This window comes from Micromonospora sp. CA-263727 (genome assembly GCF_050942455.1).
Classification (GTDB): Bacteria; Actinomycetota; Actinomycetes; order Mycobacteriales; family Micromonosporaceae; genus Micromonospora.
On record NZ_CP192031.1, the window covers coordinates 2,824,531 to 2,846,042 of the forward strand.

General features: G+C 71.6%; 22 protein-coding genes, 1 pseudogene and 1 riboswitch. Of the genes and pseudogenes, 13 read left to right on the forward strand and 10 right to left on the reverse strand.

Translation table 11 applies throughout. The features are described 5' to 3' along the window. Positions 1 to 59 precede the first annotated feature (59 nt). The 4 genes from ACQPYA_RS12520 to ACQPYA_RS12535 all read right to left on the reverse strand — a co-directional run bounded on the left by ACQPYA_RS12520 (position 60) and on the right by ACQPYA_RS12535 (position 3,465). The gene (locus ACQPYA_RS12520; RefSeq protein WP_433532748.1) at positions 60 to 1,046 is read right to left on the reverse strand and encodes a hypothetical protein; all 987 of its coding nucleotides are present in this window, start codon (positions 1,044 to 1,046) and stop codon (positions 60 to 62) included. Positions 1,047 to 1,214: 168 nt separating this feature from the next. Further along, a complete protein-coding gene (locus ACQPYA_RS12525; protein ID WP_433532749.1) occupies positions 1,215 to 1,385 on the reverse strand; it encodes a hypothetical protein in 171 nt (56 codons plus the stop codon). 182 nt (positions 1,386 to 1,567) lie between these two features. Further along, on the reverse strand, positions 1,568 to 2,131 hold the full coding sequence (locus ACQPYA_RS12530) for a flavoprotein (RefSeq protein ID WP_433532750.1): 564 nt from the start codon (positions 2,129 to 2,131) through the stop codon (positions 1,568 to 1,570). Beyond that, a complete protein-coding gene (locus tag ACQPYA_RS12535) occupies positions 2,128 to 3,465 on the reverse strand; it encodes a hypothetical protein (RefSeq protein WP_433532751.1) in 1,338 nt (445 codons plus the stop codon). The genes ACQPYA_RS12530 and ACQPYA_RS12535 overlap by 4 nt, the downstream gene beginning before the upstream one ends. Positions 3,466 to 3,889: 424 nt before the next feature. On the opposite strand from ACQPYA_RS12535, the gene amcA reads away from it, so the two are divergent. From amcA to ACQPYA_RS12555, 4 genes and pseudogenes are all read left to right on the forward strand, one after another. Then, positions 3,890 to 4,054, forward strand: a complete 165-nt coding sequence (gene amcA, locus ACQPYA_RS12540) for a multiple cyclophane-containing RiPP AmcA (RefSeq protein ID WP_433532752.1) — start codon at positions 3,890 to 3,892, stop codon at positions 4,052 to 4,054. Continuing rightward, positions 4,051 to 4,398 (forward strand): hypothetical protein, encoded by a 348-nt coding sequence (locus tag ACQPYA_RS12545; protein WP_433532753.1) that lies wholly within the window; start codon positions 4,051 to 4,053, stop codon positions 4,396 to 4,398. The genes amcA and ACQPYA_RS12545 overlap by 4 nt, the downstream gene beginning before the upstream one ends. Next, positions 4,395 to 5,263 (forward strand): annotated as a pseudogene (locus ACQPYA_RS12550) (radical SAM protein); the annotation flags it as partial. The gene ACQPYA_RS12545 and the pseudogene ACQPYA_RS12550, both read left to right, overlap by 4 nt. Before the next feature lie 273 nt (positions 5,264 to 5,536). Then, entirely contained in the window at positions 5,537 to 6,319 is a 783-nt protein-coding gene (locus ACQPYA_RS12555; protein ID WP_433532754.1) for a hypothetical protein, read from the forward strand. 59 nt (positions 6,320 to 6,378) lie between these two features. On the opposite strand, the gene ACQPYA_RS12560 is transcribed toward ACQPYA_RS12555, so the two are convergent. Together ACQPYA_RS12560 and ACQPYA_RS12565 are read right to left on the reverse strand one after the other, a co-directional pair. Next, the gene (locus tag ACQPYA_RS12560) at positions 6,379 to 8,154 is read right to left on the reverse strand and encodes an N-acetylglutaminylglutamine amidotransferase (protein ID WP_433533486.1); all 1,776 of its coding nucleotides are present in this window, start codon (positions 8,152 to 8,154) and stop codon (positions 6,379 to 6,381) included. A gap of 74 nt (positions 8,155 to 8,228) precedes the next feature. After that, a complete protein-coding gene (locus ACQPYA_RS12565) occupies positions 8,229 to 8,960 on the reverse strand; it encodes a TetR family transcriptional regulator (protein ID WP_433532755.1) in 732 nt (243 codons plus the stop codon). A 103-nt stretch (positions 8,961 to 9,063) separates the two neighbouring features. Here ACQPYA_RS12565 and ACQPYA_RS12570 point away from each other — a divergent pair, with 103 nt between their 5' ends. Together ACQPYA_RS12570 and ACQPYA_RS12575 are read left to right on the forward strand one after the other, a co-directional pair. After that, on the forward strand, positions 9,064 to 9,984 hold the full coding sequence (locus ACQPYA_RS12570; protein WP_433532756.1) for an ABC transporter ATP-binding protein: 921 nt from the start codon (positions 9,064 to 9,066) through the stop codon (positions 9,982 to 9,984). Beyond that, the gene (locus tag ACQPYA_RS12575; RefSeq protein WP_433532757.1) at positions 9,981 to 11,606 is read left to right on the forward strand and encodes an ABC transporter permease; all 1,626 of its coding nucleotides are present in this window, start codon (positions 9,981 to 9,983) and stop codon (positions 11,604 to 11,606) included. The genes ACQPYA_RS12570 and ACQPYA_RS12575 overlap by 4 nt, the downstream gene beginning before the upstream one ends. 104 nt (positions 11,607 to 11,710) lie before the next feature. Here the strand turns inward: ACQPYA_RS12575 and ACQPYA_RS12580 are convergent, their stop codons facing one another. The 4 genes from ACQPYA_RS12580 to ACQPYA_RS12595 form a co-directional block, all read right to left on the reverse strand. Then, positions 11,711 to 12,442: an amino acid ABC transporter ATP-binding protein gene (locus ACQPYA_RS12580; RefSeq protein ID WP_433532758.1), complete on the reverse strand. Its 732-nt coding sequence runs from the start codon at positions 12,440 to 12,442 to the stop codon at positions 11,711 to 11,713. Next, positions 12,439 to 13,221 (reverse strand): amino acid ABC transporter permease, encoded by a 783-nt coding sequence (locus ACQPYA_RS12585; protein WP_433532759.1) that lies wholly within the window; start codon positions 13,219 to 13,221, stop codon positions 12,439 to 12,441. The genes ACQPYA_RS12580 and ACQPYA_RS12585 overlap by 4 nt, the downstream gene beginning before the upstream one ends. Positions 13,222 to 13,257: 36 nt before the next feature. Then, the gene (locus ACQPYA_RS12590; RefSeq protein WP_433532760.1) at positions 13,258 to 14,130 is read right to left on the reverse strand and encodes an ABC transporter substrate-binding protein; all 873 of its coding nucleotides are present in this window, start codon (positions 14,128 to 14,130) and stop codon (positions 13,258 to 13,260) included. 246 nt (positions 14,131 to 14,376) lie between these two features. Continuing rightward, a riboswitch (SAM riboswitch) is annotated at positions 14,377 to 14,489 on the reverse strand. 61 nt (positions 14,490 to 14,550) lie between these two features. After that, complete coding sequence (locus tag ACQPYA_RS12595; RefSeq protein ID WP_433532761.1) at positions 14,551 to 15,108, reverse strand: RBBP9/YdeN family alpha/beta hydrolase; 558 nt, start codon at positions 15,106 to 15,108, stop codon at positions 14,551 to 14,553. 292 nt (positions 15,109 to 15,400) lie between these two features. Between ACQPYA_RS12595 and ACQPYA_RS12600 the strand changes: the two genes are divergently transcribed. The 7 genes from ACQPYA_RS12600 (at position 15,401) to ACQPYA_RS12630 (ending at position 21,467) form a co-directional block, all read left to right on the forward strand. Further along, positions 15,401 to 15,703, forward strand: a complete 303-nt coding sequence (locus ACQPYA_RS12600; protein ID WP_433532762.1) for an urease subunit gamma — start codon at positions 15,401 to 15,403, stop codon at positions 15,701 to 15,703. Continuing rightward, positions 15,700 to 16,020, forward strand: coding sequence for an urease subunit beta (locus tag ACQPYA_RS12605; protein WP_433532763.1), 321 nt, complete (start codon positions 15,700 to 15,702; stop codon positions 16,018 to 16,020). Before ACQPYA_RS12600 ends, ACQPYA_RS12605 begins: the two co-directional genes overlap by 4 nt. Before the next feature lie 76 nt (positions 16,021 to 16,096). Then, positions 16,097 to 17,800 carry an urease subunit alpha gene (locus ACQPYA_RS12610; RefSeq protein ID WP_433532764.1) on the forward strand — a complete coding sequence of 568 codons (1,704 nt, stop codon included), beginning with the start codon at positions 16,097 to 16,099 and terminating at the stop codon, positions 17,798 to 17,800. Further along, positions 17,800 to 18,603, forward strand: a complete 804-nt coding sequence (locus tag ACQPYA_RS12615) for an urease accessory protein UreF (RefSeq protein ID WP_433532765.1) — start codon at positions 17,800 to 17,802, stop codon at positions 18,601 to 18,603. The genes ACQPYA_RS12610 and ACQPYA_RS12615 overlap by 1 nt, the downstream gene beginning before the upstream one ends. Further along, positions 18,593 to 19,396, forward strand: coding sequence for an urease accessory protein UreG (gene ureG, locus ACQPYA_RS12620; RefSeq protein ID WP_433532766.1), 804 nt, complete (start codon positions 18,593 to 18,595; stop codon positions 19,394 to 19,396). Before ACQPYA_RS12615 ends, ureG begins: the two co-directional genes overlap by 11 nt. After that, positions 19,396 to 20,166 carry an urease accessory protein UreD gene (locus ACQPYA_RS12625; protein ID WP_433532767.1) on the forward strand — a complete coding sequence of 257 codons (771 nt, stop codon included), beginning with the start codon at positions 19,396 to 19,398 and terminating at the stop codon, positions 20,164 to 20,166. Before ureG ends, ACQPYA_RS12625 begins: the two co-directional genes overlap by 1 nt. Positions 20,167 to 20,441: 275 nt before the next feature. After that, positions 20,442 to 21,467 (forward strand): serine hydrolase, encoded by a 1,026-nt coding sequence (locus tag ACQPYA_RS12630; RefSeq protein WP_433532768.1) that lies wholly within the window; start codon positions 20,442 to 20,444, stop codon positions 21,465 to 21,467. The last annotated feature ends 45 nt before the right edge of the window (positions 21,468 to 21,512 follow it).

Below are 21,512 nucleotides of genomic sequence, written 5' to 3' on the forward strand. Positions count from 1 at the left end.
GCCCGCACTTCTTGCTACGGAGCGATGGCCATCGTTGCCTCGCGGCCTTGGTTGAGGCGCTATCCGACGTCCTGTGTCGTCGGCTGGACACCTCGGACTAGCGTCGACAGGAATCGGATGGAGTCCTCGACGCGGTGCTTGATCGTCCGGAGGGTGGGGATGTCGAAGCGGCCTGCGGTGCCGTGCGTGCCCTTATTGAACTGGGAAAATAGGTTCATCACGTCGTTGACGTTCGTTTCCATGAAGTCGCCCAGAGCCTCGTAGCCGGCGCCGTTCAGGTCGAGCAGATAACCGATCTTCTCGCGCCTTGCGACCACCTTACCGTCGGGTCCTCGCTCACAGTTCGGCTTGGCCCGCAGCACTGCGGCGTCGGGAGCCTTCATGTTGATCAGCTCCACGATGACCTCGCGGGCACTGGTGCAGAAGTGCCGCGCCGCATCTGGGTTGCGCGGGTTGATCGCGAATAGTGCGCCTTCCCATCGGTTGTGCAGGTCCCCCGACAGCACGGACAGCTCGTCGGTGATCGACGTCTCCTCGATCTCCTCCGCCTCGGCGACCGTCTCGGTCAGGAGCGCGTTGGCGACCTGTGCGCTGTTGGCCGTCTCGGCTTCCGCTAGGTCAGCCAGCTCCTGCCCGCGCTCGTTCCACAGTTCGGATTGCTCATCAACCCGGGAGTACGCGGTGTGCAGCGCGATGGCGGAGGTCTGCACCGTGACGTAGCGGGTCGTTGAGCGCTGGCGGTTGAGCCGTGCAATCTCGGCGTTGAGCCGCTGCCGGTTGGAACGCACGCGTGCGTTGTGCGCACGCACCTCGCGGTTGTGCTTGTCGACGGCGCGCTTCACCTCGCGGTTGTACGCCGCAGCCTCACGGTTGTAGTTGGTGACGGCCTGCTTCAGCTTGCGGTTGTAATCGTCGACCATGCGCTTGTACTGGGCAGGGGTAATTTTTCGTGGCACCTCGACCTCCAAAACGTCCGCGCGCGAGGTTACGCCGACCGTATGACAGATTGCACGCTGCCACTGAAGGGATGTGGGCGTCACCTGCATGTACCTCAAGATCAAGCGCGCCAGCACGCCGCGGAGCGACGCGGTTGATCTTCAGGAATCCGTCCGGCGACAGCTTGGAGCGTTCTGCGTTGCTGGGTGCGCGGTCCGAGACTGCTCACGGAGCCGCAGGTTCATCGTCATCCGACCGGCGGCCTGTCGAGCAAATCCCTAGACCAGCAGAAACGAACGCGCGAGCAGCCCACGGTTGTGCTTGGGGCTCTGCATCCACCCTTCTACGGCCAGCGAGAGCAGGGGCAGCCACAACGTCGTCGGGTCCCAGCCCCCCGGGTCAACGGATTTGGCGATGTAGGCGATCCCCCCGCTGAGTAGTGAGTGCATGTGTCATGGCAGCTCCATCTGCGGCGTGCCCATTGGTGCTCGACGGGTGCTCGGGCGCCGTGGACGGGTCCGTGGTCGGGTGGACTGACTGGGACGCCGACCCGGCTGATTCGGGCCATAGCCGCGAATAGATGGACTCACGCGGCCTGGTTGGATCGGGTGACTCGACCAAGATCATGCTCCTAAACCGCGGGTCCGGAAGTATGGGCAAATCGGGCTGCTGTCTCGAACGCCGTCGTCCAGGGGAAGGCGCGCTGTCGATCCTTCCCACTGCCGGGCAGGTGTGGTTCCCATTGGTTTTCGGGGCCGAGCAGGATGTATACGCCTTCGTCGCGGAGGCTGGCCACGGCATGGCGGAAGGGCGAACGGGCGGCGAGTGCGGCGTTGACGAACGGGACGATGACGGTCGGTACCCTCCGTCCGATCAGTTCGGCGACCGAGGTCATGGCGTAGTTGTCGGCTAGGCCGAGGGCGATCTTGTTGATCGAGTTGTACGTTGCGGGTGCGATGATCAGGGCGTCGGCGGCGGGTAGCGAGCGGCGGTCGTTGGAGGATGCCCGATAGCTGGATCGCACCGCAGCGCCGGTCAACTGCTCGATCGCAGGGACATCGATGAAGTCGATGCTGTTGGGTGTGGCGGTGACGGCGGTCGTCCAGGAGTGCGTCTGCGCGGCGCGGATTAGTTGGGTCACGTCGGCGGCGGCCTCGGCGGCGCAGACGACGATCTGGAGGTGGCCGCCGGTCATAGCCGGATCCCGGCCTCTCGCGTGAAGTTGATGACGGCGGTGCGGGTGGAGCCCTTGGCAAGGAGCGCGAGGTCGGTGGCGATGCGTTGGACGGTTGGGCGGCAGTAGATCTCCTCGGGTGCTACCTCGTACGCGGTGCGTAGCGCGGTCAGGCCGTGCTCGTAGCGTCCCCACTGGGTGTAGGCGCGGGCGACATCGACGTACAGCGAGGCTCTGCGTTCGGCGAGCGTCACCTTGTCCAGCGGTACCGTGCGCGCGATGCCGATGGCCGTGCCGGCATCGCCGAGGGTCAGGGCGACATTGACCCGGTGGAGCAGGACGTTGGTGGCACCGAAGCCGGTCCACCGGTCGTTGCCGTCGTAACCGAGTCGGGTGGCGGCGCGGCCTGCCTCATCGAGCATCGCTTGCGCGGTATCGCCGTCGTCGCTGCGGGCGGCGGCGACGGCACCTCGGAGGACGAGAGCGCCGTAGACGGCTACCGCGTCAGCCGACGTGAGTCGCGTGTCCTGGTCGAGTACGCCGGCTGCGTTACCGGCGAGGGCCACTGCCTGCTTGTCGCGGCCGTTGCTCATCAGGGCGTGGGCCATGATCCGAGCACTCGTGGCGAGCGCCACCGGGTCCTCACTCGCCACTGCGGCTCGGGTGCTGCGCTCGGCCGCGATCAGGGCCATCCCTTGGTCGCCGACCTTGAGCAGGACGCTGCCGACGACGTGGTAGAGGTCCGCTGTCAGGACTTCGACCTGTCTTCTCTGTTCGCCCTGAGCGTGGGCCCTGGTGGGTTCGAGTGCGGGCAGCAGCGTGACGAGCTGGTCGAGTACGCGTTCGTACCGGCAGGCTTGGTAGTCGATCTTCGCTGCGGCCACGGCTCGGGAGAACTGTGGACTGGACAGCGTCACCGCATTCGCGTGGCTTGGCGAGACGAGCACGTCGAGTAGTGGCGCGACGCTGGGCGCAGCGGCGACGCCGATCGTGGCCCCGCGAAGTAAATCTCTTCGTCGCACGTCACCATCCGAGCCCGAGTCACCTTGTCCGTCACCGCCAGTATCCGAATCCACGCCGGCATTCGGCAGCATTGTGCCCACGGTTGCACCTCTGGTGCCCGTCGCCAGCAGGGCCTCGAATCGTTCCCGTGCATCGGGTGTGGCTCGGGCCAGCACGGTATCCAGCGCAGCCTGCATGTCGGCGCGCGGGAGGACCTTGTCGCCCTGGCTGCTCCACTTAGCCACGGTCCGTCGGGCCGCGCCCAAATGTTCGGCGAAGGCGGTCACGCTCATCCGCAGCGCGTTGCGCAGCGCGTTTGCCTCCCGGCCGGTCCAGGTCGTCACCGGAGCCATCGCAGGTCCTTCCGAAACGGACAGTCCTCGGCCTGGTGATCGTACCGGCACTTGGGGTGACGGCAGGTGCACCGCCAGTGCACCGGCCGGACATTCCGTCTACCCACCTCCCCGGACCAGGGTGGATGTGCCGGTATGCCGCTTCCCCGAGCGGTCTGGCAGGTCAGCGGCAATCTCACGCCAAGGAGATCCAGATGGATGTGCCGATCGGCGGCAGGTCGGAATGCGACCCGACGCACCGGCAAGGGCTCGCGCCGGGCACTCCGTCGACCGCACGGGTGACTCCCCGTTCGTGTACCGCCAGCAGGGCTGCGTGGACGGGTGACCGGCGGTCAGCTGCCCGCCGCCGACCGAGGGCGGTGGGCTTGCCGGCACGCCGGCAAGCCCACCGCGCGCAGGTGACAGCTCCGGCCGGAGGTCGATCATGACCGTGTATGTCTCGCGCAACGCCGCGACCGGTGAACCGCCACGAGGCCGTGCAGCGGATGTTCCGCCGGTGGTGCGGCCGGCCCAGGCCGATCTGCCGCTGCTGACGCATGTCTGGCGGGTCGTGTTCGATCGGCAGGCACGAGAGCACGACCGCCGGTGACCGGCGACCGGGACCAGGGCCGGGCCCGAGCACACGGTGCAGCGCTGTTCCGGCAGGAACATCTGCCGATGCAGCCGCTGTGGCTTTGCCGGCGGTGTGGTCAGCCGTGGCCGTGCGGCGCGGCGAAGCTTGCCCTCGCGGCCGAGTACCGGGACAGCCCGGTGAGCCTGTTCCTCTACCTGGCCAGCTGCCTGCACGACGCGATCGATGACCTGCACCGGCTCAATCCCAATGAGGCGGGTGGTGCCGCCTCATTATTTGACCGGTTCCTCGGGTGGCCGGCCCGCACCCGCGCCTACCGAGTCAACACCGCCACGGCGATCGGGAACGAGGAGACATCGTGAACGGCATCGGCCCCATCAACGTCAGTCGTCAGCCGGTGATCGCCAGCAGGTTCCACACACTGGTCCTGCAGCCCACCAGCTTCTGCAACCTCGACTGCACCTACTGCTATCTGCCCGACCGCAGATCCCTCCGCCTGATGAGCGATGCCGTCGCGCAAGCCTGCGCCGAGTCGACCGCGCAGCAGAACAGCAGTCATCCGGTGAGTGTCGTGTGGCACGGCGGTGAGCCGACTGCGACACCCGCCGACATCTTTCAGCGGCTGCTGACTCCGTTTGAGGATCTGCGGCGCGACGGGTGGGTGCGCCACGAGATCCAGACCAATGGCACCCTCATCAACCAGCGGTGGTGCGACCTGCTCGCCACCCACGACTTCGAGATCGGGGTCAGCATTGACGGTCCCGAGGCGCTGAACGGCAACCGACCCGATCGGACCGGGAGGGCAACGACCGCCCGGACGATGCGTGGCATACAGACGCTCGCCGACAACGGCCTGACGTACTCGGTGATCTGCGTCGTCACGCCAGAAACCATCGACCACGCCGACGACCTCGTCGAGTTCTTCGTCGGTCTGCCCGGATGCGAGTCGGTGGGCTTCAACATCGAGGAACAGGAAGGCGCTGATCGCCTGCCAGTCTCCGAGGAAGCCGCCTACCGGTTCTGGCATCAGATCGTGCGGTACCGGCTGGCCGGCAGTCCACTGCGGATCCGTGACGTGGACCGCCTGGCCGATCACCTCGCCGCCATCCCGCCGGCATCGTCGACTACGGCCCATACGAGCCGATCCCCACCGTCTCCCACGACGGCCAGGTGGTCCTGCTGTCACCGGAACTGCTTGGCATGAAGGACCCGCGGTACGCGGACTTTGACCGAAGCCGAGAAACACCTGGTGGCGATCTTCGGTAGTCCGGCCAGCGACCTGCTGGGAGATCCGCGGAAGCGATGCTTCGACCACCGTCAAGGCGCTGGTCAGGGCTCGCGGTTCCCCGGTCGGCCCGTGACATGATGGCGGCCATGGCGAAACGGCAGGACGTCGGCGGGCCCAACAGTCGCAGTGGGTCAGGTGTCGCCGCGGACGGTGTGACGGGTGGCAACGTCGATAGGCGGCTCGCCTTCGCGCAGGACCCCACGACGTCGCAGATGACCCTCATCGACCTGGCGTCCGACTCGTCGGCCGTGGTCCGTAAGGCGGTCGCGACCCGCACCGACGCGCCCGCGCAGGCACTGCGACCACTGACCCGGGACCATGATCGTCACGTCCGGGAGGCCGTGGCGAGAAACCCCTCGACCTCGGTCGCCAATCTTTTGCGACTTGTCAAGGACGCCGACAGGTGGGTCCGCTGGGGGGTCGCCGGCAACCCGGCCTGCGACGAGTCGATTCGCCGGGTGATGGCGGAGGCCCCCGACAAGGAGCTTCGTGGTCTCCTCGCGGAGAGGCGCGAACTGGAGCCCGAACTGGCCGCGCGGCTGGTCGACGACATCTCACCAGAGGTACGGGAACGACTCGCCACGCACACCCACGACCCCGACGTGATCACCGCACTGATGGCCGATCGCACCGCACGGGTACGCAAGGGGCTCGCCCGCAACCCGCGGACCACCGCCGCCCAGCGCAGCGCCCTCGCCCAGGATCCCGTGGTGGACGTCCGCGCCGCGCTGGTGGTCGCGGTCGATCTGACCGAGGCGGATCTGCGGCGCCTGGTCGACGACCGCTCGGTGCAGGTGCGGATGGCGATGGCGACGTCGGAGGTGATCCCGACGCACATCCGGCAGGCGCTCGGTAGCGATCCCGACGAGATGGTTGCCGGTGCGGCGCGGGACTTTCGCCCCGGGGCGGGCCGCTCCTCGGTGGTACGGGCTCCGCGCGTCGGTCAGCGGGCCTCCGGGGCTGGCCGAGGCCGACCGGGCGGCGCCCCGCGCTGAGGGCAGCGGAGCCCCCGTCACCCGCCCGTACGCGATTCCGCAGCCGGCTCAATCTGCGCTCAGCCCGCGTCGTGGGTCTGTAGCCAGAGTTCGAGCAGGCCGAGCTGCCACAGCTTGTTGCTGCCGGCCGCCGCCTCGGCCCGCTCGGGGGCGGCCAGCAGCTCCGCGACGTACCCGGGCTGGAACAGCTGGCGCTCGCGGGCCGCCGGGGCGTGCAGCGCCTCGACGACGAGGTCGCGCAGCGGACCGTCGAGGTTGCGCAGCGCCGGCACCGGGAAGTAGCCCTTGGGCCGGTCGACCACCTCGGGCGGCAGCACGTCCCGGGCGACGCGCTTGAGTATCCCCTTGCCGCCCCCGGTGACCTTGTGCGTCGGCGGGCAGGTGGCGGCCAGCGCCACCAGGTCCTGGTCGAGGAAGGGGGTACGGACCTCCAGTCCCCAGGCCATGCTCATGTTGTCCACCCGCTTGACCGGGTCGTCGGGCAGCATCAGGTGGGTGTCCAGCCGCAGCACCGCGTCCAGCGCGGTGTCCGCCCCGGGCGCGGCCAGGTGCGCGGTGAGCAGCTCGCGGCTGGCGTCGCGGTCGACGGCGTACGCCGGGTCGACCACCCGGGTCAGCTCGGCGTGGTCGCGGTCGAAGAACGCCTCGGCGAAGGTCGCCGCCGCCCCGTCGCGGGCGATCCGCCGCAGTGGCTGGTGGTAGCCGTAGCCGGCGAAGACCTCGTCGGCGCCCTGGCCGGACTGGGCGACCTTCACGTGCCGGGCCACCTGCTCGCAGAGCAGGTGGAAGGCGACCACGTCGTGGCTGCCCATCGGCTCGGCCATGGCGGCCACCGCGTGGCGTACCGCCGGACCCAGGTCGTCGTCGGCCAGTCGGATCCGCTGGTGGTCGGTGCCGTACGCGCGGGCCACCAGATCGGAGTAGTGGAACTCGTCGCCGGCCTCCCCGTCGCGGGCGTCGAAGCCGATGCTGAACGTGCGCAGCCGCTCCTGCCCCGCCTCGGCGAGCAGGGCGACGATCAGGCTGGAGTCGAGACCGCCGGAGAGCAGCACGCCGACGGGCACGTCGGCGACGAGTCGACGGCGTACCGCCGTGCGGAGCGCCGCGCCGAGCGCCTCCTGCCAGTCGCCGGCGTCCCGGCCGGCGTGTGCCGGGTCGCGCAGGTAGTCGGGTCGCCAGTAGACCCGCTCGCGGCTGCGCCCGTCGGCGTCGACCACCCGGACGGTCGCGGGCGGGAGCTTACGTACGCCCCGCAGCACGGTACGCGGCGCGGGGACGATGGAGTGCCAGGACAGGTAGTGGTGCAGCGCCACCGGGTCCACGCCGGTGTCCACGTCGCCGCCGTGCAGCAGCGCCGGCAGGGTGGAGGCGAAACGCAGCCGGCCCGGCGACTCGGCGAGGTAGAGCGGCTTGATCCCGAGGCGGTCGCGGGCCAGCAGCAGGCGGCGGCGTCGTCGGTCCACGACGGCCACCGCGAACATGCCGACCAGGTGTTCGACGAAGCGCTCACCCCATTCGGCGTACGCCACGAGGACCACCTCGGTGTCGCTGGTGGAGTGGAAGGTGTGGCCGGCGGCCCGCAGACGTTCGCGCAGTTCGGGGTAGTTGTACACGCAGCCGTTGAAGACCAGGGCCAGCCCGAGGTCGTCGCGCGCCATCGGCTGGGCCCCGGCCGCGGAGAGGTCGATGACGGTCAGCCGCCGGTGCCCCAGGGCCACCCAGTCCTCGTGCCAGAGCCCACCGCCGTCGGGACCGCGCGAGCGCATCGCCTCGGTCATCCGGGCCACGGCCGCGCTGTCCGGCCGGGCGCCGTCGAACCGCGCCTCACCTCCGATGCCGCACCCGGCACGGCTACCCGCGACCCCGGCCGGCAAACCCCGGCGGTCGCCGGGCCGTCTCGAAACCGTCTCTAAACAGTCTCGTTATTGGGGCTCTGGTCGAGGTGGCGATAGACGGTCGCCCGGGACACTCCGAAGGAGGCGGCGATCTCGTCGGCCGAGTGGGTGCCGGCCAGATGCATCCGGCGCGCGGTACGCACCTGCTCCGGACTCAGCGCCGGTGGGCGTCCGGGCCGCCGCCGGCCGGTGGCGCGCGGCGGGTCGTCCAGCAGCAGGCGGCGGACGCCTTCGAGCATGTCGTCGCGGAGCACCGGCGCGGGCACCTCCATGAGGAACACCACCGGGTCACTGCACATGGCGATGGCCTGCACCGCCCGGACCCGTTCGCGGCGTCCGGCGCCCGGACCGGCGACGATCTCGTTGGCCCGCATGGCGACCCGCATCAGCCGGTGGTAGGTGCTGCCCCGGTCGACCAACGCCAGGTCGTGGAAGAGCATGCCCAGCGGCTCCCGGTGGGCCAGCATGGTGTCCACCCAGTCCTCCAGCAGCGCCCATCTCGCCTGCTCCGCCGGCAGCGCGTCGGCCTTGGCCAGCAGGGCCTCCAGGTCCCGCAGGAAGGGTTCGCTCAAGGCGGTGAGCAGGTGCGCCTTGCTCGGGAAGTGGTAGAGGATCGCGGCCTTGGTCAGCCGGAGCCGTTCGGCGATCTGGCGCAGCGAGGTGTGCTGGTAGCCGTGCTCCGTGAACAGGTCGAGCGCGGCGCGCAGGATCCGGCTGCGGGTGCCGTCGGTCTCCTCCCCGGTCATGGCCCTCAGCGTAGCCGCACCTGACCGCCGGACAGGCTGGCTGCGCCGAGCCCTTACCATCGGTCAATAGAGTGGAGGAGTCGGCACAACGGCGGGAGGCCCCATGTCCGTGATCTCCATCGACAACCTCGTCAAGACCTTCGGCAGCGTACGCGCCCTTGACGGGCTCGACCTGCGGGTGGAACCCGGGGAGGTGCACGGCTTCCTGGGACCCAACGGCTCCGGCAAGTCCACCACCATCCGGATCCTGCTCGGCCTGCTGCGCCGCGACTCCGGACAGGTGCGGGTCCTCGACGGTGACCCATGGCGGGACGCGGTCGCGCTGCACCGGCGGTTGGCGTACGTGCCGGGTGACGTCAACCTCTGGCCCAACCTCTCCGGCGGCGAGGCGATCGACCTGCTCGGCGCGCTGCGCGGCGGCCTCGACGAGCGCCGCCGCGACGAGCTGTTGCGACGCTTCGACCTGGACCCGACGAAGAAGTGCCGCACCTACTCGAAGGGCAACCGGCAGAAGGTCGCCATCGTCGCCGCCTTCGCCTCCGACGTCGAGCTGTACGTCCTGGACGAACCCACCTCCGGCCTGGATCCGTTGATGGAGGCGGTGTTCCAGGAGGAGGTCCGCCAGCTCACCCGGGCCGGTGCGAGCGTGCTGCTCTCCAGCCACGTGTTGGCCGAGGTCGAGGCGCTCTGCCAACGGGTCAGCATCATCCGCGAGGGTCGCGTGGTGGAGTCCGGCACCCTCGCCGAGCTGCGTCACCTGGCCCGTACCACGGTGACCGTCGAGACCGCGCGCCCGCCGACCGGCCTGGAGGCGTTGCCGGGGGTGCACGAGGTCCGGCCGGTCGACGGCCGCGTCCGGCTGGAGGTCGAACCCGCCCACCTCGACACCCTGCTCGGCCACCTGATCCGCTTCGAGGTCCGGGCCCTGACCAGCGCGCCGCCGACCCTGGAGGAGCTGTTCCTGCGGCACTACGGCGACAGCGTCAACGGCAGCCGGCCGGCGACCGTCGGAGGCGCCGGATGAGCAGCTTCACCGGCACCGTCCGGCTGGCCCGGCTCGCCGTGCGCCAGGACCGGATCCGCCTGGCCGTCTGGGTGCTCGGCACGCCCCTGATCGGCTACGCCCTCGCCGAGAGCGTCGCCGGTCTCTATCCCGACGCGCAGACCCGCCTCGGGTACGCCGAGACCGTCCTGTCCAGCGTGGTCGCGCGCGCGTTCAACGGCCCGATCGCCGGCGCCGAACTCGGCGCCGTGGTGGTCACCGAGACGTACCTCACCCTCGCCCTGCTCGCCGCGCTGCTCAGCACCTTCGCCGTGGTCCGGCACACCCGGCGCAACGAGGAGACCGGGCGGGCCGAACTGCTCGGCGCCTCGGCCGTCGGCCGGTACGCGCTGCTCACCGCCGCCCTGGTGGTCGTGGCCGGCGCCAACCTCCTCGCCGCCGCGCTGCTCGCCCTCGCCTTCGTCGGCACCGGGCTACCGGTCGCCGGTTCGCTGGCCGCCGCCGCGGCGATCGGCGGGGTGGGCATCGCCTTCACCGGCGTCGCCGCCGTCACCGCCCAGCTCTCGGTCACCTCCCGAGGCGCGAACGCGCTCGCCGCCGCCACGGTGGGTGTCGCGTTCCTGCTCCGCGCCACCGGCGACGTGCTCGGCGAACGCAGCGCCGACGGAACGCGGCTGGACAGCGCCGGGCCGACCTGGCTCTCGCCGCTGGGCTGGGGCACCCAGGTGCGTGCCTTCGGCGGGGAACGCTGGTGGGTCCTGGCGTTGCCGGTCGCGCTGCTGGTCGCCGGGGTCGTGGTGGCCCTCCTGCTGGCCGAACGCCGCGACGTCGGCGCCGGCCTGCTCGCCGCCCGCCGGGGGCCGGCGCGGGCCGCGTCCGGGCTGCTCAGCCCGATCGGCCTGACCTGGCGGCTGCACCGCGGCACGCTGGCCGGCTGGGCGGTCGCCGTGGCGGTGCTCGGCCTCTCCTTCGGCGTGGCCGGCAACGAGATCGACGCGATGATCGCCGAGAACCCCGCGGCGGCCGAGGCGATCGCCCAGCTCGGCGGCGGGTCGGAGCTGGTCAAGGCGTACCTGGCGGCGATGCTCGGGCTGTTCGCGCTGACCATCGGGGCGTACGTCGTGCAGGCCGTGCTGCGTACCCGGGGCGACGAGGCCGACGGCGTGCTGGAGGCGCTGCTCGCCACGGCGGTCAGCCGCACCCGGTGGCTCGGCACCCAGGTGCTCGGCGCCGTCCTCGGCGCGCTGGCACTGCTGCTGCTGGCCGGTGTCACCACCGGCCTCGGGTACGGCCTGGCCGCCGGCGACCCGATCGGCTGGACCGCCGAACTGGCCGGCGCGGCGCTGCTGCGGCTGCCGGCGCTGCTGGTGGTCGCCGGGCTGGTGGCCGCCCTGTTCGGGGCGCTGCCGCGCTGGTCGGTCGCGCTGAGCTGGACGGTGCTGATCGGCTTCCTGCTGCTCGGCCAGCTGGGCGCGGTGCTCGACCTGCCCCAGGCCGTGCTGAACCTGTCGCCCTACACCCACGTACCCTCGGCCCCCGCCACCGACGTCACCGTGCCGCCGCTGGTAGTACTCACCTTGCTCGCCGCCCTGCTGCTGACCGCCGCCCTTAAGACCTTCCGCCACCGCGACACCCCCACCTGACCCCGTTGATCGTTTGCGGTCGAGTGACTCGACACGCCGCCAAACGAGTCACTCAACCGCAAACGATCAAGCTCTATGCACATCCGGCACCACCCGCGCGGGTCTCAGAGCACCTGGGAGAGGAAGCGGCGTAGGCGGGGGTGCTGGGCCGCCTCGAAGAGCGCGGCCGGCTCGCCGGCCTCCAGCACCACGCCGGCGTCCATGAAGGCGACCGTGTCGGCGACCTCCCGGGCGAAGCCCATCTCGTGGGTCACCACCACCATGGTCATGCCCTGCGCGGAGAGGTCCGCCATCAGGGCCAGCACGCCCTTGACCAGCTCCGGGTCCAGCGCCGAGGTGGCCTCGTCGAAAAGCATCACCTGTGGCTGCATGGCCAGCGCGCGGGCGATGGCCACCCGCTGCTGCTGCCCGCCGGAGAGGTGCGCCGGCCGGGCGTCGGCCTTCGCGGCCAGCCCCACCCGGTCCAGGTGCGTACGGGCCACCGCCACCGCCTCGTCCTCACCGAGCCTGCGGATCCGGCGCAGCGCGAGGGTGATGTTGCGCAGCACGCTCATGTGCGGAAAGAGGTTGAACTGCTGGAACACCATGCCGACCCGCTGCCGCAGGGCGTCCGGATCGTCACGCAGCACGCTGCGCCCGTCCAGCAGCACGTCACCGCGATCCGGTTCGAGCAGCCGGTTGACCGTTCGCAGCAGTGTTGACTTACCCGACCCGGAGGGGCCGATCACGCAGGCGGTCGCGCCCCGGGCCACGTCCAGGTCCACCCCGCGCAGCACCTGGTTGCGCCCGAAGGCCAGGTGCACGTCGCGCAGGCGCAGACTGACCGAACTGCTCATCGCTGGTTTCCTCCCGCCGCGCCGGGCAGCGCCAGGTCGAGGTCGTCGGGATCGTGGTCGGCCGCTCCGGTGGCCGGCCGGCCGTGCCGCAGCCGCCGGTCGATCCAGTTGACGACGTGCGTCAGCGGCACGGTCAGCGCCAGGTAGCAGAGCCCGGCCAGCAGCAGCGCCGACTGGTTGCCGGTGTTGGCCGCGTAGTCCTGCCCGATCCGGAACAGCTCCCGCTGGCTGGCCAGCAGGCCGAGGAAGTAGACCAGGCTGGAATCCTTGATCAGGGCGATCAGCTGGTTCACCCAGGCCGGCAGGATCCGCCGGATGCCCTGCGGGATGATCACCACCCGCATCGCCTCGCCCCAGGAGAAGCCCAGCGCGCGGGCCGCCTCCAGTTGGGTGGCCTCCACCGACTGGATGCCGGAGCGGAAGATCTCACCGATGTACGCCGCCGCGATCAACGACAGCGCCAGGATCCCCAGCGGGTACGGGTTGGGTCCCCACACCTGCATGCCGAGCGGCGCCAGGCCGACGCCGATCAGCAGGATCGTCGCCGCCGCCGGCAGGCCGCGGAACACGTCGGTGTAGACCCGGGCCGGCCACCGCAACCAGCGGGTACGCGAGATGCCCGCCACGGCCAGCAGGATGCCCAGCGCCGAGCCGAGCAGGGCGGCGGTGACCGCCAGGATCAGCGTGTTCGGCAACCCGACGGTGAGCATCTCGGGTAGCGCCTCGCGCATCGACTCCCAGTCGAAGAACGTCTCCCACAGGGTGCGCAACGGATCCACGGGTCGACCTCCGCCCTGCTCGCTCGTCGTCCTACCTCAGGAAGCGGCCGATGCCGAAGGCGCCGCCGACGTCGAGGGCGCCACCACGTTGCCGCTGCCCGGGGCGAAGTCGGCCGGGATCGGGCGGCCCGGGTAGTACTGCTCCTGCAACCGGGTCCAGGTGCCGTCGGCGATGACCTCGTCCAGGGCCCTGTCCAGCGCCTCGCGCAGCGCGTCGTTGCTCTTGGCGAAGGCGTACGCGGTCGGGGCCGGGCTGAGCAGCTTCGCGGCAACGGTGATCTTGCCGCCGCTGTCCGCGGCGGTCTTCTCGCCGATCTCGGCGGGGGCGATCCAGGCGTCCGCGGTGCCGGCCTTGAGCTGGTTGATCGCGCCGTTGTAGTCGGGCACCCGCACCGGGTCGAGACCCTTGCCGGTGGCGTAGTCGTCCTGGACGGTGCCCTGCACGACCACCACCCGCTTGCCGGGCAACTCGTCGAAGCTGGTCAGCGTCGAGCCGGCGGGCACGTCGAGGCCGAAGTAGCCGAAGTCGTACCCGTTGCCGAAGTCGACGGTCTTCTTCCGCGCCTCGGTGATGGTGATCGAGGAGCTGCCGATGTCGAACTTGCGGTTGCCGACCTGGGCGAGCAGGGCGGAGAAGTCGGTGCCGACGAACTCCACCTTCAGCCCGATCCGGTCGGCGGCGGCGACCAGCAGGTCGTTGTCGAAGCCGGTGAACTTGCCGTCCTTGAGGTACACGTTCGGCGGCGCGTCGCTGAGCGTGCCGGCCCGCAGCACCCCCGGCTGGAGCAGGTCGTACGGGTTGTCGGTACGGCCGGCGGAGTCCGCGCCGCAGGCCGTGAGGGTGGCGGCGGCGAGGACGGCGGCGGTGCCGACGGCGGTGGCCCGGGTCAGGGCAGGAAGGAATCGCACAGGTGTCTCCTGGTTGAGCGGCGGCGGGCACGGGCGTGCCACACCGACGGTCCGCCGCAGGGCGGACCGCTGGGATGGGTCGGTCAGAAAAGGGACGGGTCGTGAGGGGTAACGGCGCGGTCAGCTACACGCGGCGCTACAGACCCGCATCATGTCGACGTGCCGGCGCCGGGTCAGGCGCAGGCAGGCCCCAGGTCGATCGCGGTACGGCATGGTTCTCCTCCAGATCGGGATGACCTGGGAACCAGGCCACGCTTGCACCGGAGGCTGCTCCGATGCCTGGTCTTCACCCGGGGCACCCCTGCGCGGACGAGGGTTGCCGGCCAGCGAGCCGGGGCTTGACGCTGGCGCTCATGACCTGCCGCCGAGGCTAGCAGCCGGTGACGGGGCAACGTCCACCCGTTATGACGCCCCTCACGCTCACCGTCGGGGCTGCGTCGACCGGGCCAGCGAGCGGACCAGACGCTGGCCCTCGGGCCATGGTCCGTACCCGGTCCCGGAGTCGAGGTGTCCGACCGCACCCGCGTCGTGCAGCTCCGAGCGCCAGTCTCGCGCGTACCCCTCGAACTGGGCGAACGTGGCGAATGGGTCGGTGCGGCTGGCTACCAGGATCGAGCGGAACGGCAACGGCTCGCGGGGCACGTCGCCGATGAAGAAATCGACCTCTTCCTCCGGGGCGGGTCTCCAGTCCGGATCCAGGTGCGGCGGCGTGACCAGCAGGGCGGCCCGGACGGGGCCGACGTGCTGACTGGCCCAGACGGCGACGGTCAGGCACCCCGCGCTGTGCGCGACGAGGATCACCGGCTCGTCGCTGGCGCTGATCGCGGCGTTTAGCGCGGCGACCCGCTCGGCGCCGAGGTAGGGCGGCCCGGGCGGCTCGGGTGCCCAGCGATATCCCCGGTGCTCCCTGACCCAATCGTGCGACCAGTGGTCCGGTTTCGGCACTCCCCGCCCGGGCACCATGAGGTACCGCGTCATTCCCGCAAGGATAGCGATCCGGACGCGGTGCCGTGATGCGTGTCGATGCCGTACCCGGTGGGTGTTGCCGACGACCCGCGTGATCCCTTACGGTCGGCTCAGCGGTGGGCGGTGCGGTCCGCATCCGACAAGACACCGCCGGTGGTCCACCACGTGGGCCGGGAGGGTGGAACTCCCGGGCCGCGGACGCGTGGTGGTGTGTCGGCGGGCGAACCCCGAACCGTGCGGTGGCGCGCAGAGGCGTCGGGCCGACGGTGTGCCGGGGAGCGCGGACCTCCACCGGGAGCCACCCTTGTATCTCACCCCCCACGAGCAGGACCGTCTGCTCGTCCACGTGGCGGCCGACGTCGCCCGGCGTCGCCGCGACCGCGGCCTGCGCCTCAACTATCCGGAAGCCGTCGCGGTGATCACCGCCTTCCTGCTCGAAGGCGCCCGCGACGGGAAGTCCGTGGTGGACCTGATGGCCGCCGGCCGCACCGTGCTGACCCGGGAGGACGTCCAGGACGGCATCCCCGAGCTGTTGAGGGAGGTGCAGGTGGAGGCGACGTTCCCGGACGGCACCAAGTTGGTGACGGTGCACCACCCGATCCCGTGATCCCGGGGGAGATCCTGCCGGCCGCCAGGCCGGTGGAGATCAATGTCGGTCGTCCGGTGACCACGCTGCTGGTGGTCAACACCGGCGACCGGCCGGTGCAGGTCGGCTCGCACTACCACTTCGCCGAGGCCAACCCGGCGCTGGACGTCGACCGGGACGCCGCCTGGGGGCAACGGCTCGCCGTACCGGCCGGCACGTCGGTGCGTTTCGAGCCGGGTGTCAGCCGCACGGTGGACCTGGTGCCGCTCGGCGGCGCCCGGATCGTCCCCGGGCTGCGCGGTGAGTGCGGCGGCCCGCTGGACGGAGGGCGGGCATGAGTGAGCGTCAGCGAGCGAATCGTCGGTGCGGTGTGGTGGTGCCTCATGACGGCGCGGAGCGAAGCGGAGGGCCGGCATGAGCATCGTGGAACGGGATCGCTACGTCGCCCTGTACGGGCCGACCACCGGCGACCGGATCAGGCTGGCCGACACGAACCTGCTCATCGAGGTCGAGCACGACCACTGCGCCGGTGGCGACGAGGCGGTCTTCGGGGGCGGGAAGGTGATCCGCGAGTCGATGGGCCAGTCCCGGGCCACCCGGGCCGAGGGCGCCCTGGACACCGTCATCACCGGCGCGGTGGTCCTCGACCACTGGGGAGTGGTCAAGGCCGACGTGGGGCTGCGCGACGGCCGGATCGTCGCGCTCGGCCGGGCCGGCAACCCGGACACCATGGACGGTGTCCACCCGGATCTGGTGATCGGAGCGGCGACCGAGGTGATCGCCGGCAACGGCCGGATCCTCACCGCCGGCGCGGTCGACACCCATGTGCACTTGATCTGCCCGCAGATCGTCACCGAGGCCCTGGCCGGTGGGGTCACCACCCTGGTCGGCGGCGGGACCGGGCCGGCCGAGGGCACCCGCGCCACCACCGTCACCCCGAACGCCTGGCACCTGGCCCGGATGCACGAGGCGCTCGACGCGTTCCCGGTCAACGTGCTGCTGCTCGGCAAGGGCAACACGGTCTCCACCGAGGCGCTCTGGGAGCAGTTGCGGGCCGGGGCCGGCGGGTTCAAGCTGCACGAGGACTGGGGCACCACGCCGGCGGCGATCGACGCCTGCCTGCGCGTCGCGGACGCCTCCGGCGTACAGGTCTCCATCCACACCGACACGCTCAACGAGGCCGGTTTCGTCGCCGACACGCTGCGCGCGATCGGCGGCCGGGCGATCCACTCGTACCACACCGAGGGGGCCGGGGGCGGGCACGCGCCGGACATCATCACCGTCGCCGGGGAGCCGAACGTGCTGCCCTCGTCGACCAACCCGACCCGCCCGTACACCCGCAACACGCTGGCCGAGCACCTGGACATGCTGATGGTCTGCCACCACCTCAACCCGGCGGTGCCGGAGGACCTGGCCTTCGCGGAGAGCCGGATCCGGCCCTCCACCATGGCGGCCGAGGACCTGCTGCACGACCTCGGGGCGATCTCCATCATCGGCTCGGACTCGCAGGCGATGGGCCGGGTCGGGGAGGTCGTGCTGCGTACCTGGCAGAGCGCGCACGTGATGAAGGCCCGGGTGGGGGCGCTGCCGGGTGACGGCGCCGCCGACAACCACCGGGCGAGGCGGTACGTGGCGAAGTACACCATCTGCGCCGCCATGGCCAACGGTCTCGACCAGGAGATCGGGTCGGTGGAGCCGGGCAAGCTCGCCGACCTGGTGCTCTGGGAGCCGGCCTTCTTCGGCGTACGACCACACCTGGTGATCAAGGGCGGCATGATCGCGTACGCCCAGATGGGGGACGCGAACGCCTCCATCCCGACGCCGCAGCCGATGCTGCCCCGGCCGATGTTCGGCGCGTACGGCGGCGCGGCAGCCGCCACCAGCCTGGCGTTCGTGGCCCCCGCGGCGCTGGAGGCCGGGCTGCGGCTGGACGTGCGCCGCCGGGTGGCGCCGGTGGCCGACGTACGGTCGCGCGGCAAGACCGACCTGCCGGAGAACGGGGCGCTGCCGCGCATCGAGGTCGACCCGGACACCTTCACCGTCCGGATCGACGGCGAGGTGGTGGAACCGGATCCGGTGACCGAACTGCCCATGGCCCAGCGGTACTTCCTGTTCTGATGGCCACCTCGACCATGCTGCTGCTCCTCGCCGACGGACGGTTCCCCGCCGGGGCGCACGCCCACTCGGCCGGTCTGGAGGCGGCCGTCGCCGCCGGACGGGTGACCGATCTGACCACGCTGGGGGAGTACCTGCGTGGCCGGCTGGCTACCGCCGGGCTGGTCGCGGCAGCCTTCGCCGAGGCGGCCTGCCGGGCTGCCGCGCCAGGGCCAGCCGGTGCCGCGGCGGCCTGCCGGGCCGCCGGGGCGGGTTCGGCCGGTCAGGTCCGGTCGCCGAGCGTCCCGGACCGGGGCGGCCCACCGTCGTCACCGGAACCGGACGAGGCCGTCCTGCGGCGGGCGGTCCTGGCCCGGCTCGACGCCGAACTGGACGCCCGGACCGCCTCGCCGGCCCAGCGGGCGGTCTCCCGCCGGCAGGGCCGCGCGTTGCTGCGGGCCGGTCGCCAGATCTGGCCGGAGGCCACCTTCGACGACCTGCCCGCCGCACCCGGCGGACCGCACCAGCCGCTGGTGCTCGGGCTGGTCGGCGCCGCCGCCGGGCTGGACCCGGGGCAGGTCGCCACGGTCGCCGCGCACGCGACGGTGACCGGGCCGGCCAGCGCCGCCGTACGCCTGCTCGGCCTCGACCCGTACCAGGTCCAGGCCCTGCTGGTGCGGCTCGCCGACGCCTGCGACGTCACCGCGGCGCGGGCGGCCCGCGCCGCCGGGGAACCACCGGAGCGGCTGCCCGCAGCAACCGCGCCGCTCGCCGACATCCACGCCGAAGCTCATGCCACCTGGGAGGTGCGTCTCTTTGCGTCCTGAAATCGCGCACGACGAGTCCGTTCCGCACACCCACCCCGAACCGGGCGTCGACCCGCACGCCCCGCTGCCCACCACGGCCCGGGCGCTGCGGGTCGGCGTCGGCGGCCCGGTCGGCTCCGGCAAGACCGCCCTGGTCGCGGCGCTGTGCCGGGCCTTCGCCGACGAGCTGCGCCTCGGTGTGGTGACGAACGACATCTACACCACCGAGGACGCGGACTTCCTCAAACGGGCCGGGGTGCTCGACCCGTCCCGGATCCGCGCCGTGGAGACCGGCTGCTGCCCGCACACCGCGATCCGCGACGACATCGGCGCCAACCTCGACGCGATCGACGAACTGGCCGAGGCGCTGGGCCCGCTGGACCTGGTGCTGGTGGAGAGCGGCGGGGACAACCTGACCGCCACCTTCAGCCGGGGCCTGGTCGACCGGCAGATCTTCGTGGTCGACGTGGCCGGCGGGGACAAGGTGCCGCGCAAGGGCGGACCCGGGGTGACCGCCGCCGACCTGCTCGTCATCAACAAGACCGACCTGGCGCCGCTGGTCGGCGCGGACCTGTCCGTGATGGACCGCGACGCCCGTGCCCGCCGGGGCGCCCTGCCCACGGTCTTCCAGTCCATCACCGAGGACCCCCTCGCCGCCCGCGTCGCCGACTGGATCCGCCACGAACTGTCCCACCACCGCGCTGGAACACGGACATTGCTGGCCGCGCCGGCCCCGGTGGCGGTGCCGACCGAACCGGCGGCGGCCGACGCGAACCAGCCCGCGCCGGTCGGCGTGGCGCCCGCGCAGGCCTGATGCGGGCCACCGCCCGGCTGGTGGCGCGCGCCGACCGGCACGGTCGCACCATCCTGGCCGAGCTGCGCGGCGAGAGCCCGCTGCTGCTGCGCCAGGTCCCGGCCGCCGTCGGCGGCGTCACGGTGTACGTCGTCGGCGGCGCGGCTGGCCCGCTCGCCGGCGACGACCTGCGGCTGGAGATCGAGGTCGGCCCCGGTGCGGTGGTACGCATGCACACCGTGGCCGCCTCGATCGCCCTGCCCGGCCGTCCCGGCGCGGTCTCCCGGATGCTGGTCCGGGCGACCGTCGCCGAGGGCGCCGCCCTGCACTGGCTGCCCGAGCAACTCGTCGCGGCAGCCGGCTGCGCGCACACGGCCGAGTCCCGGGTGGACGTCGCCGAGGGCGCCATCCTGCACTGGCGCGACGAGCTGATCTGTGGCCGGCACGGCGAGCAGCCCGGCCACGCCGAGATGGTCACCCGGGTCGACCTCGCTGGCCGTCCCCTGCTGCGGCAGTCCCTCACGGTCGGGCCGGACGCCCCCGGCTGGGCCGGCCCGGCGGTGCTCGGCGGCGCGGCGGCCACCGGCTCACTGCTGGTCGTGAACCCGGTCGGCCCCGCCGAGCCGCCGGCGGTGTGCGGGACGCTGGCCCGGCTACCGCTGGCCGGCGGCGCGGCCACCCTGTGGACCGCCACCGCCCCGGACGCGCACACCGTGCGTTCGTACCTCGCCCCGGCGGCGATCGCGATCCCGTCAGACCGCGAAGACGACCAGGCCGCCCGAGCCGAGTGAGCGTCTCGGTGATGGTTCGCCATGGCTATCTGGTCGCCGCCGAGGTCGAAGCTGCCCTGGCCGAGTTGCGCCGCACGGTGCCGTCGCAGCAGGCGGGCCGGATCGTCGATCTCGGCGCCTGGGGGCTGACGGTCGACGACTTCCTGCTTGGTGAGGATGTGAGTACCCGGCCTGGGTCCACTCTGGATCGCCGGCCCGCGCCCGATGGGTGGGTATGGCAGGGTGTGTCCGGTGCCGGCATCCGCCGGTCGCAAGCGAGAGCCAGAGGAGTGGCAATGGCCAAGCACGTGAGTCGTCGGGCTGCGATTGGCGTGGGGGCGGCAGCGGCGGCGTTGGTGGCGGCGCCGGGTAGCGCCGCTGCGTCCGGCGGAGCGGCCGTCGCCGAGACCGTGGCCGGTCCGGTCGGGCCGCAGGAGTTGATCCGGCGTGCGTACCGGCAGCAGAAGGCGCGGGCGGGCGGGGTGTGGCACTCGCACATCGCGATGGTCGACTCCGCAGGTGCGTTGCAGTCCGTGGTGGAGGACGACGCCGACCGGGTGACGCACGGGTACAGCGTGCAGAAGCTCGCGGTCGCGGTGGCGGTGATGGACAAGATCGACCGGGGTGAGTTGGCGCTCGGGCAGCGTCTGGACCTCACCGGGGACATCATCCTCGGTGGCAGCGGCATCTACTTCCTACAGACCGTCTGGGGCGACGAGGTGACGGTGGCGAACTTCCTCACCGCGATGCTGCTCGTCTCCGACAACACGGCGGTCCGGATGTGCGGCCGGGTGGTGCCGGCGCTGGAGATCAACCAGATTCTCGCGGCCAAGGGTTTCACGCACACCCGGGTCGAGCCGGTCGCCAACCCGAACCGGTTCTTCCTCGGCGTGACCACCCCGCGGGAGACCCACGACCTGCTGTGGCGGCTGGCCAACAAGACCCTGCTGTCGACCCGGTCGAGCGACTTCCTGCTCGGCATCCTGCGTTGGATCAACGGCTACCACGACGGGGTCCGGCGAAACATGTCCTCGGCGGAGCGTAGCCGGGTCGCCACCAAGTACGGAGCCGACTTCGACGCCTCCGGCGCGGCCCGACACGAGGCCGGCATCATGTTCGACGCGACCGGCGCGCCGACGCTGACCTACGCCCTCTTCGCCGACTCCCTCGGCGACCTGGACAACTACGGGGCGACCCACCCGGCCGTGCAGGCGCACGCGGTCCTGGGGCGGGCCATGTTCGACGCGGTCGGTCCCGTTACCAACCGGGTGGCCCGGTCCCGACACTCCGTCCGGCAGTTCCGTCCGGTCAACGGCGGCTGAGGCCGGCGGGGCGAACCCCGCAAATGCGGTTGGCAGGCCGGACGC

What these genes read in the sequence shown, in the direction of transcription:
- ACQPYA_RS12520 (WP_433532748.1), bottom strand. Translation starts at nt 1,046, where the DNA reads ATGCAGGTGACGCCCACATCCCTTCAGTGGCAGCGTGCAATCTGTCAT.
- ACQPYA_RS12525 (WP_433532749.1), bottom strand. Translation starts at nt 1,385, where the DNA reads ATGCACTCACTACTCAGCGGGGGGATCGCCTACATCGCCAAATCCGTT.
- ACQPYA_RS12530 (WP_433532750.1), bottom strand. Translation starts at nt 2,131, where the DNA reads ATGACCGGCGGCCACCTCCAGATCGTCGTCTGCGCCGCCGAGGCCGCC.
- ACQPYA_RS12535 (WP_433532751.1), bottom strand. Translation starts at nt 3,465, where the DNA reads ATGGCTCCGGTGACGACCTGGACCGGCCGGGAGGCAAACGCGCTGCGC.
- amcA (WP_433532752.1), top strand. Translation starts at nt 3,890, where the DNA reads ATGACCGTGTATGTCTCGCGCAACGCCGCGACCGGTGAACCGCCACGA.
- ACQPYA_RS12555 (WP_433532754.1), top strand. Translation starts at nt 5,537, where the DNA reads ATGACCCTCATCGACCTGGCGTCCGACTCGTCGGCCGTGGTCCGTAAG.
- ACQPYA_RS12565 (WP_433532755.1), bottom strand. Translation starts at nt 8,960, where the DNA reads ATGACCGGGGAGGAGACCGACGGCACCCGCAGCCGGATCCTGCGCGCC.
- ACQPYA_RS12570 (WP_433532756.1), top strand. Translation starts at nt 9,064, where the DNA reads ATGTCCGTGATCTCCATCGACAACCTCGTCAAGACCTTCGGCAGCGTA.
- ACQPYA_RS12575 (WP_433532757.1), top strand. Translation starts at nt 9,981, where the DNA reads ATGAGCAGCTTCACCGGCACCGTCCGGCTGGCCCGGCTCGCCGTGCGC.
- ACQPYA_RS12580 (WP_433532758.1), bottom strand. Translation starts at nt 12,442, where the DNA reads ATGAGCAGTTCGGTCAGTCTGCGCCTGCGCGACGTGCACCTGGCCTTC.
- ACQPYA_RS12595 (WP_433532761.1), bottom strand. Translation starts at nt 15,108, where the DNA reads ATGACGCGGTACCTCATGGTGCCCGGGCGGGGAGTGCCGAAACCGGAC.
- ACQPYA_RS12610 (WP_433532764.1), top strand. Translation starts at nt 16,097, where the DNA reads ATGAGCATCGTGGAACGGGATCGCTACGTCGCCCTGTACGGGCCGACC.
- ACQPYA_RS12615 (WP_433532765.1), top strand. Translation starts at nt 17,800, where the DNA reads ATGGCCACCTCGACCATGCTGCTGCTCCTCGCCGACGGACGGTTCCCC.
- ACQPYA_RS12625 (WP_433532767.1), top strand. Translation starts at nt 19,396, where the DNA reads ATGCGGGCCACCGCCCGGCTGGTGGCGCGCGCCGACCGGCACGGTCGC.
- ACQPYA_RS12630 (WP_433532768.1), top strand. Translation starts at nt 20,442, where the DNA reads ATGGCCAAGCACGTGAGTCGTCGGGCTGCGATTGGCGTGGGGGCGGCA.